The sequence below is a fragment of the Planosporangium flavigriseum genome, from assembly GCF_011947225.1.
Lineage (GTDB): Bacteria > Actinomycetota > Actinomycetes > Mycobacteriales > Micromonosporaceae > Planosporangium > Planosporangium flavigriseum.
This window is the reverse complement of sequence record NZ_JAATVW010000007.1, coordinates 162,210-176,013: the sequence shown is the minus strand read 5'-3', so window position 1 is coordinate 176,013 and position 13,804 is coordinate 162,210. Positions and strand designations below refer to the sequence as shown.

10 protein-coding genes are annotated in these 13,804 nt (G+C 71.1%); 7 read left to right on the top strand and 3 right to left on the bottom strand.

The window, feature by feature from the left end:
* Position 1 precedes the first annotated feature (1 nt).
* From HC028_RS12975 to HC028_RS12960, 4 genes are all read left to right on the top strand, one after another.
* A complete protein-coding gene (locus HC028_RS12975) occupies positions 2–2,620 on the top strand; it encodes a fibronectin type III domain-containing protein (protein WP_168076864.1) in 2,619 nt (872 codons plus the stop codon).
* Between the two features lie 98 nt (positions 2,621–2,718).
* Positions 2,719–3,666 (top strand): AAA family ATPase, encoded by a 948-nt coding sequence (locus HC028_RS12970; RefSeq protein WP_168077015.1) that lies wholly within the window; start codon positions 2,719–2,721, stop codon positions 3,664–3,666.
* Positions 3,667–3,682: 16 nt separating this feature from the next.
* On the top strand, positions 3,683–4,873 hold the full coding sequence (locus HC028_RS12965) for a DUF58 domain-containing protein (RefSeq protein WP_168076863.1): 1,191 nt from the start codon (positions 3,683–3,685) through the stop codon (positions 4,871–4,873).
* On the top strand, positions 4,867–7,134 hold the full coding sequence (locus tag HC028_RS12960) for a transglutaminase TgpA family protein (protein WP_239075392.1): 2,268 nt from the start codon (positions 4,867–4,869) through the stop codon (positions 7,132–7,134). The genes HC028_RS12965 and HC028_RS12960 overlap by 7 nt, the downstream gene beginning before the upstream one ends.
* 68 nt (positions 7,135–7,202) lie before the next feature.
* Here the strand turns inward: HC028_RS12960 and HC028_RS12955 are convergent, their stop codons facing one another.
* The 3 genes from HC028_RS12955 to HC028_RS12945 form a co-directional block, all read right to left on the bottom strand.
* Positions 7,203–8,681 carry a S8 family serine peptidase gene (locus HC028_RS12955; protein WP_203981231.1) on the bottom strand — a complete coding sequence of 493 codons (1,479 nt, stop codon included), beginning with the start codon at positions 8,679–8,681 and terminating at the stop codon, positions 7,203–7,205.
* A gap of 177 nt (positions 8,682–8,858) precedes the next feature.
* Positions 8,859–9,650, bottom strand: coding sequence for an SDR family oxidoreductase (locus HC028_RS12950; protein ID WP_168076862.1), 792 nt, complete (start codon positions 9,648–9,650; stop codon positions 8,859–8,861).
* Between the two features lie 3 nt (positions 9,651–9,653).
* Complete coding sequence (locus HC028_RS12945) at positions 9,654–10,631, bottom strand: LLM class F420-dependent oxidoreductase (protein WP_168077010.1); 978 nt, start codon at positions 10,629–10,631, stop codon at positions 9,654–9,656.
* Positions 10,632–10,786: 155 nt separating this feature from the next.
* On the opposite strand from HC028_RS12945, the gene HC028_RS12940 reads away from it, so the two are divergent.
* The 3 genes from HC028_RS12940 to HC028_RS12930 are packed head-to-tail and all read left to right on the top strand — an operon-like array spanning position 10,787 to position 13,781.
* Entirely contained in the window at positions 10,787–11,254 is a 468-nt protein-coding gene (locus HC028_RS12940) for a hypothetical protein (RefSeq protein WP_168076861.1), read from the top strand.
* Positions 11,251–12,645: a hypothetical protein gene (locus HC028_RS12935; RefSeq protein ID WP_168076860.1), complete on the top strand. Its 1,395-nt coding sequence runs from the start codon at positions 11,251–11,253 to the stop codon at positions 12,643–12,645. Before HC028_RS12940 ends, HC028_RS12935 begins: the two co-directional genes overlap by 4 nt.
* Positions 12,642–13,781: a S8 family serine peptidase gene (locus tag HC028_RS12930; RefSeq protein ID WP_168076859.1), complete on the top strand. Its 1,140-nt coding sequence runs from the start codon at positions 12,642–12,644 to the stop codon at positions 13,779–13,781. Before HC028_RS12935 ends, HC028_RS12930 begins: the two co-directional genes overlap by 4 nt.
* Positions 13,782–13,804 lie beyond the last annotated feature (23 nt).

Genomic DNA, 13,804 nt, shown 5'->3' with positions numbered 1-13,804 from the left:
GATGTTTAGCGCGCGTATTCGACGGCTGGCGCAGGGCCGGGGCGGCCTGGTAACGGTCGGGATCGTCGCGGCGCTCCTGGCGGGTATCGGCGCCACCCTGTTCGGTCTCGGCGCGGCGGACAACGCGATCGCGAACTTCGACGCCGCGTCCTGGCTGTGGAGCAGCAACAAGGGCGAGGTGGCTCGGGTCAACGGAGTCACCGGCCGGGTCGACACGCGATACAAGGTCTCCGACTCGCTGGGCCACACCGTGCAGGTCAGCCAGACCGACCGGTACGTCATCCTCCGCGATGTCACCACCGGCAAGGTGAGCGTGCTCGACCTGTCCAGCCTGCAGTTGGCCGCGAGTTCCCAGACCACCGCGGGCATCGGCGTGACCGTCGCTCTGCACGGGGACTCCGCGTTCGTCATCGACTCGGTGCAGGGCGCCGTGAGCCAACTCAACCCCGCCACGCTCACCCCGATCGGCGCGCCGCTGCGGTTCATGCCGGGCCTGGCCGGCGGCTCCTTCGATGCAGACGGCCGGCTGTGGCTTCTGGTGCCTGGCGAAGGAACCGCCGTCGCAATCCAACCCACCGCGGTTCCGAAGGGAACAACGAACAGGAACGGCGGTACCGGCGGCGCGGCTTCGGCAGATCCGAAGATCGTCAAGACGTTGTCCATCGCCGATCCCAGCCACGACCTGACGCTCTCAGTGCTCGACGCCGGGGTGGCCGTGCTCGACAAGACGGCCGCCGTGCTCACGACCCTGCGCGGCGACGTCACCAAGAAAACGACACTGTCGCTTTCCGGCCCCGGCTCGATGCCACTGCGCACCACCGGCGCCGACGTTCCGGTCACCGTCATCGACGGTCGCACGGTGTACGTGGTGAGCGGCGACAAGGTCAACCAGTTCACGGTGCCGGGCGAAGGTCCCGAGCTCTCGCCGTGCGTGGCCTGGTCCAAGCGTCTGTACTGCGCCGACGAGGCGACCGGCAACGTGTACGTGCTGGATGGCTCCGGCCGGCTCGCCAACACCATCACGCTGCCCAACTCCGCCGGCGGCCCGCTCGACCTCGAGGTGCGCGAGGACCACCTGTTCATCAACGCGCCCAGCACGTCGAAGGCCCAGGTGGTCGACGACCGGGGACGCGCGAAACTGGTCGACAAGTACGCCAACAACATTCTCGGCGGCGACCCGCCGCCGCCCCCGCCTCCCCCACCGCCACCGCAGAAGCCGCCGGTCGGCCCACCCGGCGCGCCGGTCAACGTACGCGCCGCCGCCGGGAACGCTGCCGCGCGGATCACCTGGGGCCCCGCTACGGCCAACAACGCGCCGATCCTCAAGTACGTGGTGGAGGGTGACGGCAAGCCCCACGAGGTGGGCGCCGACCAGCGGGCGCTCGACGTGACGGGTCTGACCAACGGCCAGTCCTACACCTTCACCGTGTACGCGGTGAACGCCAAGGGCAACGGCCCGAAACGGGCGGCGAACCCGGTGGTCCCCACGTCCGAGGTGCCCGATCCGCCGGCGAGCGTCACGGCCGCCGAGAACAAGGACGGCACGGTCACGGTCACGTGGCCGGCCGCCAACGGTCAGGGTCGACAGATCGTCAGCTACCAGATCACGTCGACTCCGGCCGCGCCCAAGGACCAGGCCTTCAGCGCCACCTCGACGACGCTGACGATCCCGGCGGGCGCGCTGAGATACGGCACGCAGTACGCGTTCACCGTGACGGCGGTCAACGACAAGGGTGCCAACTCGAAGGCGTCGCCGATCAGCAACACCGTCGTGCCGTACACGGTGCCGGAGACGCCTCCGAACCCGCGAGCGAGCACGGTGACCAACCAGCCCGGGGCTATCCAGGTCTCCTGGCAGCCGGCCAAGGACAACGGCCGCCCGATCACGAAGTATGTCGTGGACGCGAACGGCACCAAGCGGGACGTCACCGGCGCCACCAGCGTGACGATCACCGGGCTGCCCGACGGCACCAACATCCCGGTGAAAATCACGGCGGTGAACGCGGCGGGCAGCAGCCCACCGGCCGCCACCACGGCGAAGACGCTCTCCCCGCCAACAGTGACGGTGACCGACCAGAACGGCGCGCTGAACTCCATCACCGTCACGTTCTCCGCCGACGGCGGCGGAGCGACGCCGAAGTGCACGCTCAGCGTCGCCGGCGCGGGGCAGGATGACCGGAACTGCAGCAGCCTGACGGTGGGTGGGTTGTGGCCGGGCAGAAACTACAGCTACAGCCTCACCGTGTCCAACGCGGCCGGAACCGCCACGAGGAACGGCTCGGTGGCCACCCCAGCGCTCTTCGGATCCGTCTACTGCGTCACCGCCGACCCCGGGGTCAACTGCAGCAGCGGGATCGGCATCTACCGCAACTCCCGCCAGCAGGACAACGAGGCGGTGGGCGACGCAGCACACGGAACCCGCTTCCAGGCCTCCTGCAAGAAGCAGGGCACGGCGGGCAACCAGGGTGGCCCCACGATCAACGCGGCCAACTCGAACCACGGCAAGCAGAGCTCGATGTGGATCCAGATCCCGTTCGGGGGCAAGCAGCGCTACATACCGTTCGCCTGGCTCAACCTTGAAAACGGCGACAACATCAACGCCCTGCCCGACTGTCCATAAAGGATCCTGAGGAGCACCGCCCCGTGACGCAAGCACCACCGCACAACACTGTCGGGCGCAGCACGGTCACGCCCAACACCGCGCTCAGCGCCGAGGAGATACACGCCTTCGCCGGGCTCTTCGCCCGGCTGGCCGCCAACGTCGAGTCGGTCGTGCTCGGCAAGCCGCAGGTCGTGCGGCTCGCCCTCACGGCCCTGCTCGCCGAAGGCCACATCCTGCTCGAAGATGTGCCGGGCGTGGGAAAGACGACCCTGGCCCGGGCGGTCGCCGCGTCGGTGCAGGGGCAGTGGCGGCGGATCCAGTTCACGCCCGACCTGCTGCCATCCGACGTCACCGGCGTCACGATCTTCAACCAGGCCACCCACGGCTTCGAGTTCCACCCGGGGCCGGTGTTCGCCAACATCGTCATCGCCGACGAAATCAACCGGGCCTCGCCCAAGACCCAGTCCTCGCTGCTCGAGGTGATGGAGGAGCGCAAGGTCACCGTCGACGGGATACCGCACCCGGTGCCCCGGCCGTTCCTGGTGGTCGCCACGCAGAACCCGGTCGAGATGGACGGCACCTACCGGCTGCCCGAAGCGCAGCTCGACCGGTTCCTGATGACGCTGTCGATGGGGTACCCCGACGAGGCGGTCGAGATCGACGTGCTCCGGGGCGCGGCGATCGGGCACAGCCCGGAAGCCCTGCCCGCGGTCGCGGACACCGACACGGTCGCCCAGCTCGTCGCGCTCGCCCAGCGGGTGCACGTCGCCGACCCGCTGCTCACGTACGCTGTCCGGTTGGCTGCGCCGACCCGGACGCATCCGCAGGTCCGCGTCGGCGTCAGCCCGCGCGGCGTCATCGCGCTGACCCGCGCCGCCCGCGCGTACGCCCTCGCCGCCGGACGCGCGTACGTCGTCCCGGAGGACTTCAAGGCCCTGGTCGAGCCGGTCTTCGCGCACCGGCTGCTGCTGTCTCCGGACGCCCAGGTGCGCGGGGTCTCCGCCCTCGACGTGCTGACCGAGGTCATCGAGGCGGTCCCGGTGCCGGCGCCCGCCGCCCCGTAATCGGTCGGAGCCGTCCATGACGATCACCAAGCGCGGCATCGGACTTCTCGTCGCCGGGCTGATCCTGCTCGCCACCGGGTTCCGGTTCGGATACCCGGAACTCACCGTGCTGGGCTGTGCCGGACTCCTCGCGGTGCTACTCGCGCATGCCTACGCCGCGCTGCGCCCGCGGCTGGCCGTGACCCGCCGGGCCGAGCCCGACCGGGTCATGCGCGGCGAGGACAGCCGGATGACGCTGACCGTGCGCAACGCCAACCGGGTGCGGGCGGCGACGCTCATCGCGTACGACCGGTGTGGACCGGCGACAGTACCCGTACCGGTGCTGCAGCTTCGACCGGGTCAGGACACGGTGACCGAGTACCCGGTGCCCACCGCCCGCCGCGGCGTTGTCGCCGTCGGGCCGCTGCGTATCGTGCGTCGTGACCCGCTCAGCCTGGTGACGATGGCCCGATCCCACGGCGAGACGGCACGCGTCTGGGTGTACCCGAAGGTTCACCCGCTCTCGGCGGTACCCGTCGGCGTGGTGCGCAGCCTCGACGGCCGGGTCGACCGGGTGCCGCACGGCACCATCACGTTCGACACCCTGCGCGGGTACGTGGTCGGCGACGAACTGCGGCACGTGCACTGGCGGACCAGCGCGCGGGTGGGTGAGCTCATGGTGCGCGAGCACCTCGACACCAGCCTGCCCCGGCTGGTCGTGCTCCTCGATGACCGGCCGGTGGCCCACCCGGGCCTAGGCGGCGGTACGTCCGACAGCTTCGAGTCCGCCTGCGAGGCGGCCGCGTCGATCGTCATGGCGGCACAGCGCGAGGAGTTGCCACTGACGCTCCAGACGGTCACCGGCGTGACGGCTGGCGGCGACGGCCGGCGCATCACCGACACCCGGCCGTACCTGGACCTCCTCGCCGAGGCACAGCTGCGGGACAGCGCTAGCCCGGGCGATGGTGACGAGTTGTCACAGGCGACGGCCCGACTGCGCCAGCGCCGGCTCGGCGACACCCTCGTCTACCTCACCGGGCCGGGCCGGGCCGACGATCTCGGGCAGGTCGGGTCGCTCCGCGGCGCGTACCCGACGATCATCGTCGGCGCGCTCGGCGCGCTCGGTGCGACCGGGTCGGCACCGGCCCCGACGGAAGGCATGGTCGTACTGTCCGCCGCTGACGGCGCCGACTTCGCCGCGGAGTGGGACGGAGTCCGGGCGTGGTGACGCGTTCGCTGCGGTCGCTGATCGTGCCCGCGGCCCTCGCCGGCATGCTCGCCATCGCCGGACTGGCGCTGGGACGCATCTACGCCGGTGGCCTCGGCCCCAGGATGTTCCTCGGCGCCGCGGTCGGTGCGGTCATCGTGAGCGTCGCGGTGCGGCGGCTCCCGTCCTGGTCCGTGGCGCCGCTGTCAGTCCTCGCCCTCGCCGGCTACACGCTGCTGGCCGTGCGGCTGTCGGCCGCCAGCGGCCAGATTCACGGCCCGCTGGTGACGCTGACCGTGGACGCCCTGCGCAACGGCATCCCCCGCGTCCTGACCGCGATGATCCCCGTTGAGGCGCAGCCCGACACGGTCGCGGTCCCGGTAGTCGCGACCTGGTTGGCCGGGCTCACCAGCGCCGAACTGGCGCTGCGCGCCCGGCGGGTGCTGCTCGCGTGCACGGCGCCCACGCTCCTGTACGCCGTCGTGCTGTACACGATCGGCCCGAACGCGAACGCGGCGCTGTGGCAGCCGATCTGTTTCGCCGGCCTCGTCGCCCTGGCGCTCGCGGCGAGCGCCGGTACCCGTGGCGGCGCCGCGCCCAATCTGACCGCGTCCCAACGCCACGCCCTCCGCCTGCGCCTCGCCCTCGGGACCGCGGCGAGCCTGACGGTCAGCGTCGGTCTGGTCGCCGCGATCGGGCCGAGCGTCGCCGCCGGTGTCCACAATCGCCCCACTGACCCGCGACGGTACGTCGCTCCCCCACGGCTGGACACCCTCGACGAGAACCCGCTGGTACGCCTGTCCGGTTGGGCGCTCAATCCGGACCAGCACCTGTTCGACGCCCGGATCTCCGGTGCGTCGGCTGACAAATACGTCACCCGCCTGGCCGTGCTCAACGACTACGACGGCGTGACCTGGCGCGTCGGCGCCACCTACCGCAGCGCCGGCCGGGTGCTCACCGGCCCGAACGCCACCTCGGCCGGCGGAGCCCGCTCGGGTAGGCGCGGACCGGCCGTGACGCAGCAGATCACCATCGCCGAACTCGACGGCCGGCTGGTTCCCTCCGTGGCGGTACCGGAGCGCATCGACGGGGTGCGGGTCGCCTTCGACGAGACCAGCGGGACGATCGCGCTGCCCGAAGGGCTACGGTCGGGCCTACGGTACGAGGTGGTGTCGCAGCCACCCCGGACCGACGGCAACCTGCTGCCCACCGCCGACATACCGACCGGACCAGGCGTCGCCAGGTTCGTGACGCTCGGCGGCGCGGCACCGCCGCAGATCCGCCGACTCAGCGAACAGCTCACCGAGGGCAATGGCGCGCCGTTCGCGCGCGCACAGGCGATCGAGCAGTTCCTGTCCGAGCACTACCAACTGGTGGCGGACGCGCCCAGCGGTCACGCCTACCCCAACCTGAATTTCTTCCTGTTCGGCCCGCGCAACGGCGGTGGCCAGCGGGGCACGTCGGAGCAGTTCGCCGCGGCGTTCGCGGTCCTCGGCCGACTGGTCGGCCTGCCGACCCGGGTCGTGGTCGGTTTCCGGTCGCCCACGAGCGGCACCGCGGTACGCGGAGCGGACGCCTTCGCCTGGCCGGAAGTGCTCTTCACCGGAATCGGATGGGTGGCGTTCAACCCGTTGCCGCAACCAAACACGCAGCCCCGGCCGGTGGAGGACGACTTCAAACCCAAGCCGGAGCCCTCCACTCCCCCGCCGTCGACCGCGCCGCCCGCCTCGGTCGCGCCGTCCTCGGCACCACCCAAGCCCTCCGCCAAGGCCGCGCCGCCCGCCGCCGCGACCCCGCCGGGCACGATCGCCGCAGCGGTGGTCGCCGGGCTGTTTCTCGCACTGGTCCTGACGGTCGGCCTGGTGGTGCTGCTGCGCACATCCCAACGCAGGCGACGGCTGCACGAAGGCGATCCGCCCCGCCGCATCATCGGAGCGTGGCTGGAGGTCCTCGACGCCCTGCGGCTGGCCGGCCGGCCGCCGCCCCGTCACCTGGCCGCCACCGAGATCGCCGAGCACGCCGCGCGCACCGCCGACGAACAGCGCACCGACGAACAGCTCAAGTCCCCAATTCGCCCAGCGGCGCCGGGGCTCGACGAGCTCGCGGGGCTGGTCAACGTCGTGACGTTCGCCCCCGACGGCGCGAGCGCCGCGCAGGCGGACCAGGCCACAGCAGCAGCCCTCGCGTACGTCGAACACCTGCGCGCGCGGCGGTCGTGGTGGCGGCGGCTGCTCTGGTCAGCCGATCCGCGCCCGGTGTGGTGGGGCCGGGGCCGGCGCTGACCCGGTGGGGCCGGCGCTGACCTGGTGGGGCCGGCCCCGCCCCTTGACCGGCGCCGGCCCCACTCTCGTCAGGCCGGCTTCGCGCCGAGGCTCTGCGCCGCGGCGTACGCGTCGACCAGCCCGGTTCCCTTGTCAACGGAGGTGGTGTACGAGCCGACGGTCTCGTACGGCGCGCCGTTGGCGAACTTGTACGCCGTCGACTTGATCGCGTTCTCGATCTGGGCCGGCGTCGCGTTCGGCGCCAACTGGAACAGTTGGGCCACGATGCCGACGATGTGCGGCGTCGCCATCGAGGTGCCGCTGATGGTGTTGAACGTGCCGAGGTCCAGCAGCCCGGGGCCGTTGTGCGGATCCGCGCCGGTGGAGCAGATCACCAGGTACAGCCGGCACGACGACGTGATGTTCGATCCGGGCGCGGAGATGTCCGGGTACGTTTCGGGGTGGCCCGCCGCGCCACGGCTGGAGAAGTCGGACACGGCGCCGTCGCGGGTACCGGTGCTCTGGTCGTCGTAGGACGCGACCATGATGATGCCGCCGGTCGGGTCCTGGCCCGGCGGGTTCGTGGCACTGTTGTTCGGGCCGTCGTTGCCGGCCGCCCAGGCGGTGACCACGCCCGCCGCGACCAGCGCCCGTTGGAGTTTCACCGTCGCCGAGTTCGGGTCGAACGTGCCGCCGCCGCTCGGGCCGTACGAGTTGTTGGTGACCTTGATCGGCGGGCAGCCGGCGCAGGGGTTCGCGTGGTGCTCCAGTACCCAGTTCAGGGCGCTGTCCGCGCCGAAGATGCTCAGGCCCGCGCCGACCGACAGGCTGATGAGGGTGGCGCCGGGCGCCGCGCCGTGCAGCTTCGTCCCGTCGGTGAGCTGGGTGTCCCGACCGGCGACGATGCCCGCGACGTGCGTACCGTGCCCGCCCGCCGATAGCGTGTCGGTGTCGTTGACCGCCGTCAGGTCGGCGAAGCACGTGTCGTTGGGTACGGGGAGGGACAGCCCCACATCGGTCAGCGGACCGCAGACATTCTTCAGGTTGAGCTTGACGGCGCTGGAGCCGTCGGCATTCTTGAAGAACGGGTGAGTGCCGTCCACGCCGGTGTCGATGATCGCGGCCGACACACCACGGCCGTCGATCGGTCGGCCCTGGGCGTCGCGAAGCTGTGTGCGGGCTTGCTCTCCCCGCGTGGCAACGTTCGATGTGGACAGGTACGGCTTGATCGCCTGGTCGCCTTCCACGTACGTGACGCCGCTGCGCGCGCGGACGGCCGCGATCTGGCCGGCGTTGCCACGGGCGACCGCGACGCCGATCGTGTTCCAGGTGGTGACGAGCGTGAGCCCGGAGTCGGTGACCGCCTGCCGGGCGGCGGCGATGCTGGTGCCGTGGACGAACACCGGGAGGGTGCCGGTGAGGTTGGTCAACTGCTGGGACAGCAAACTCGATACCGGGGCGAGCGGATTGCTCGCCCGCGCCGGAGCGGTGGGCACCAGCGCCATGCCGGTCAGGAGCGCACTGCCGGCCAGGAGTGCGCTCAGGAGTATCGGGGCGGTTCGGCGCACAGGGGGATCCTCTCTGCGTGACGACACCCGGCCGTTCCCGCCTGAAGATCGCGGCTGGATGTCGCGAGGGCGGCGGGCAGCCGGTTACCACACGGTAATGACAACGCCCACAGGTGTCGATCAGCAGAGATGAATAGATGTGGTTGTATCCCTCGATCGGATGAACCGATCGTGGACCTACCCGGCAATTCCCCCAGCGAGCCGGCGCATGCCCGCCAGCCATCGGTCCGGATTCTGCGTCTTGTGCGCCAGGTAGGTGCCGACCTCCGGGTGCGGCAGGATCAGGAACCGCTCGTCGGCGAGCCCGGCGATCACCGCGTCGGCCACGTCGTCGGGTGACAGCACCGCACCGGACGCGGCCGTCACGCGGGCCCCGACGTGGCCGGCGTCGAGACCGTCGCGCAGCATCGGCGTATCGACGCCCTGCGGGCACAGCGCGCTGACCCGGATCCCCCGGTCGCCATACGTGATGGACAGCCACTCGGCAAGTGCGACCGCGGCGTGCTTGGTGACCGTGTACGGCGCGTCGCCCACGGCCGTGAGCAGGCCGGCCGCGGAGCAGGTCTGCAGCAGGTACCCCTCGCCGCGTTCGAGCATCGCCGGCAGCACCGCGCGCGCCGCGTACACATGGGCCTGGACATTGACCGCCCACGACCGCTGCCAGAGCGCGTCACCGTCCTCCAGCCCGATCCCGGTCGTGATCCCGGCATTGGAGCAGAACAGGTCGACGCGACCGTACCGCCGCAGCGCGGCGTCGACGAGCGCCCGGACCTCGTCGGAGACCGTGACATCCGTGCGGACGCCCTGCGCGTCGACCTTCAGCTCACCGGCCAGCGCCGTCACCGCGTCCAGATCAAGATCAGACAGTACGATCCCAGCCGCGCCCTCGGCCGCGAACCGCCGCGCCAGGGCCGCGCCGATCCCGCCCGCCGCGCCGGTGATGACGACCACGCGTCCGTCCACTCGCATCGCTCACACCTCCGTGTATGGCGGCGCCAGATCGAGCAGCACGGTTTCCAGCACACCGCCCTCCCCCGACGCCAACGCCGGGGTGGGCAACAGCGCGATCACCGGCGTCTGCACGCCCTGGCGCACGTACTCCTCGATTTTCTGCCGGCAGACCTGCGGCGAGCCGTACAGGACCAGCGCGTCGACCACCTCGTCCGGGATCGCGGCCGTCGCCGCCCGCCGGTCCCCCGCCTCCCACGCCCGCCACATCGGTTCGAGCAGCTCACCGCGGCCCAACCAGCGATGGAACGCCGCGTACGCCGGAACGGTCAGGTACCCGGCGATCATGCGTCGGCCCAGCTCGCGCGCGTACCGCTGGTCATCAGTCGGGCACACGAAGATCCGGGCGACGGTCTCGAATCCGTCCTTCGCGCCTTCCAACTCGGCCCGCACCCGGGGCAGGTCGCTGGCGGCCAGCCAGTTCAGGATGACCCCGTCCGCCTCCGCAGCGGCCAGCCGCAGCATGCGTGAGCGCAGCGCCGCCAGCAGGATCGGTGGCGGGCTCGCCGGTGGCCGCTCCAGCTTGAACCGCCGCACGGTGAATGTCGGATACTGCTCGTCGACCATCTCGCCGGCGAGGGCCCGCTTCAGGAACCGCAGGGTGTCACGGGTACGCCCGAAGGGGTCCACAAAGGACTGCGTATTCCAGTCTTCGACCACGACCGGCGACGACGCGCCGATGCCCAGGCGGAACCGGTCAGGCGCGACCTCCGCGAGGGCCGCGGCCGTCATCGCGAGCAGACCCGGTCCGCGGGTGAACACGGGTGCGATCGCGGTGCCGAGCCGCAGCGCCGGCGCCCACGTCGACGCCAGCGCCAGCGGCGTGAACGCGTCAGTGCCAGCCACCTCCGAGGTCCACACGTCCGTGTAGCCGGCGTCGGCCAGCGCAGCAAGTAGCGGCGCGTGTGCTCGGAGTGGTACCCCTGTCAGCGGGATCGTCAGTCCCCAGCGCGCGTACATTGGCCGATCATCGCACGCGACATTCGATCCCTGTCTCCCCCTGGCCGCCCGTCTTGCCATAGCGGCAACGGGCCCCACGACGTTGATCTGATTCGATAACCTGTGGTCGACATCTGGACGCACCCGGGGGAGCTGCGATGTTGCCCGAGGAAGACCGACCACCTGTTTGGCTGCGCGACCAGCAATCGATCGACGTTCAGGTCGACAACCTGCAGAGTTTCGCGAAGGCGCTGCTGGCGGACCTGGAGAAGAACTTCGGTACCCACGTGCCCCAGGTCTACGATGTGATGGCCAAGCAGGCGTGCGTCGGCGACGGCCTGTTCTTCCAGGAGATGGACCTGGCCCGCCAACGGCACTACGAGAGCCTCACCGCCACCGTCAACCTGCTTCGCGGTTACACCAGCGGCACGTACGCCATCGGCAAGGGCGCGGAGACGGTCGCGAAGAACTACACCAACGCCGATGACCTGGCGCAGGTGACGGTCTCGGACGTGCACAAGGCGATGCCGCAAGGGACGCCCGGACCAGCCACCCACGCGTTGGAGAGCGCCTCGAGTCCGATAACGGCGTCCGACTCCGGCCTGACCGACAAGGGGATCCGGTGATCCCAAGCGACGGCGGCGGTCTTTACACCGACTGGCGCGCGTACGACATCGAGGCGATGCACAACCTCGTGCAGAGCGTGGGTGACGACCAGATCAGCACGAGCTGGGATCAGGTCAGGGCGTGGCAGAAGACCCACGAACTACTCGACGACCACACCAGCACGATCAGGTACTACCGGCAGGGGCTGGTCGACCGGTGGCCGCCAGACAAGAGCCCGGCTGCGGCGGCGTTCATCACGTACGTCGACGAGCTGATCGACTCGCTGCAGAAGGCTTCCGCGGATGCCAAGGTCAACGAGCGGGTACTCGGGGACCTCACCCATGAGGTGACGAGGGCCCGTGACGAGGTCCGGGCGGCGTACCAGGAGCATGCGGCCAACCAGGCAAAGCTCGACGCGAGCCCGCCGCGACCGCGGCCTGTTCCGTCCCGCTATCCCGTACCGACGCCCAGCCCGGCCCCGCCAGCCGTGCCGCCGGGCCGGCAGGAGGAGCTGACCCAGCGGGCCCGCGACGCGATGGTGCAACTGTCCGGGGTGGCGCTGAGGTCGAGTTCGCAGATGAAGGTGCCCGAGCCGTACACGCCGCCGGGGAAAACCACCCAGCACGATGGCGAACACATCGACCCGCCGGCCGCGGTCATGATGACGCCGCCGGTCATCCCGGCGCCTCGCACCTCCGCGTCCCAGGCCGCCCTGGCCGCGGCCCAGGTTCCGAGCGCACCGTTCCCCACCGGCTACTCCGGTGACGGCGCACCGGTCCTGACCGGCGGCACGCCCACGCTTCCACAACCGCCGACGGTCACGCCCAACCCGCCGACAGGCCTCCCATCGACGGGTGGACCTGGTGTGGTGCCGCTCCCCGGCATCGTCGGCCCACTCGGGGCCGGCGGTGGCAAGACTTCCACAAAGGGGCCCGGGCTTCCCAAAGTCGGCCCGCTGGGCGGTGGCACGGCCCACGGCCCCGCCGGCCCGCTGCCGGGCATCGCACCGGAGGTCCACGGCTCGGGCGCTGCCCCGGCCCGGCCGCTCCCGCCGGGCGGTGTGATCGGAGGCCCGCCCGCCATGGGCGAGGCCAGCCCCGGCGGCGCGGGCGGCGGGCGCGCGGGCGCCGCGCCACGCGTCAACCCCGTCGGCGGCGTCCTCGGTCAGGGCGCTCCCACAGCGGGCCAGCGCGGTGGACCGGCACGCACCCATGCCGCCAGCGGCACCGTGGCGGGTCAACCGGTCGTGGGTGGGCAGCGCCGCACCAACGGCGAGCGGGACCGCGACTTGCGGCACTGGGACCCCGACGATCCGTGGGCGATGGAGCACGGCGTCTCCCCCGTCCTGGAGCCTGGACGGGAGCCGACCTCGCACGAGCCCGGGCCGGGAGTCATCGGGATCGATCGGTGACGCGTCGCACCAGTCGGGCGTTGGCGGCAGTGACGGTCGGCGCCGCGGCGGTGATGCTCGCGGCGCCGCCCGCCGTCGCCGACTCCATTCGAGACCGGCAGTGGCACCTGGCGTACCTGAACGTGGCCGCCGCGCACGCACAGAGCCAGGGCGACGGGGTGGTCGTCGCGGTAGTCGACACCGGCGTGAACGCCAGCCACCCCGACCTCGCCGGCAACGTGCTGCCGGGCGCCGATGTCTCCGCCAGCGGGGGCACAAACGGTCAGGTAGACACCGACGGGCACGGCACGTCCATGGCGAGCCTGATCGCGGGCCACGGCCACGGCAATGGCGACGGGGTGCTGGGGATAGCGCCACGGGCCAAGATCTATCCGGTCCGCGACAGTGCCAATGGGCGCGGCCATCCCGCGGATCTGGGTGCGGGGATCGAGGCCGCGGTCAGGTCCGGCGCCAAGGTCATTTCCATCTCGCAGGGCGGCGAGTCCGACGAACGCCTGCGAGCGGCGATCCAGACGGCGCTGGCGGCGGACGCCGTCGTCGTAGCAAGCATGGGCAACAAGCCGGACGCGAAATTTCCCGACTTCCCGGCCGCGTACGGCACCATCGTCGCGGTGGGCGCCACGGACCAGACCGGCAACGTCGCGCCCATTTCGATGACCGGAGACCCGATGGTCCTGAGCGCGCCCGGCGTCCGCATCGTGTCCGCCGACAAGACCGGCTACAACATCGCGGACGGCACCAGCGATTCCACCGCGATAGTCGCGGGTGCCGCTGCGCTCGTCCGATCCAAGTACCCCAACCTGTCGGCTAAAGAGGTCGTCCACCGGCTCACGGCGACCGCGACCGACAAGGGCCCACCCGGCCGCGACCCGCAGTACGGCTACGGCGTACTCAACCTCGTCGCCGCGCTGACCGCAGACGTTCCGCCACTTGCCTCAAGCGCCACTCCGAGCCGACCCGCCACCTCGGCGGCACCGACTACCGGCGCGACGAACGCGGCCGCGCCCGGCAAGAACAAGAGCGACGGTTCCCCCTCCGGCACGATCGTCGCCGTTTCAGCCGTCGTCGTACTCGCCGCAGTGGGCGTTGCTGCCTGGCTTCTCCTTCGCCGCCGACACCAACCGCCCACCAGCTAACTAACTGTGTCCTATTTTCAGCT

Bases quoted from the DNA above. Each gene is read 5' to 3' on its own strand.
- HC028_RS12975 (WP_168076864.1), top strand. From the start codon at position 2: ATGTTTAGCGCGCGTATTCGACGGCTGGCGCAGGGCCGGGGCGGCCTG.
- HC028_RS12965 (WP_168076863.1), top strand. From the start codon at position 3,683: ATGACGATCACCAAGCGCGGCATCGGACTTCTCGTCGCCGGGCTGATC.
- HC028_RS12950 (WP_168076862.1), bottom strand. From the start codon at position 9,650: ATGCGAGTGGACGGACGCGTGGTCGTCATCACCGGCGCGGCGGGCGGG.
- HC028_RS12940 (WP_168076861.1), top strand. From the start codon at position 10,787: ATGTTGCCCGAGGAAGACCGACCACCTGTTTGGCTGCGCGACCAGCAA.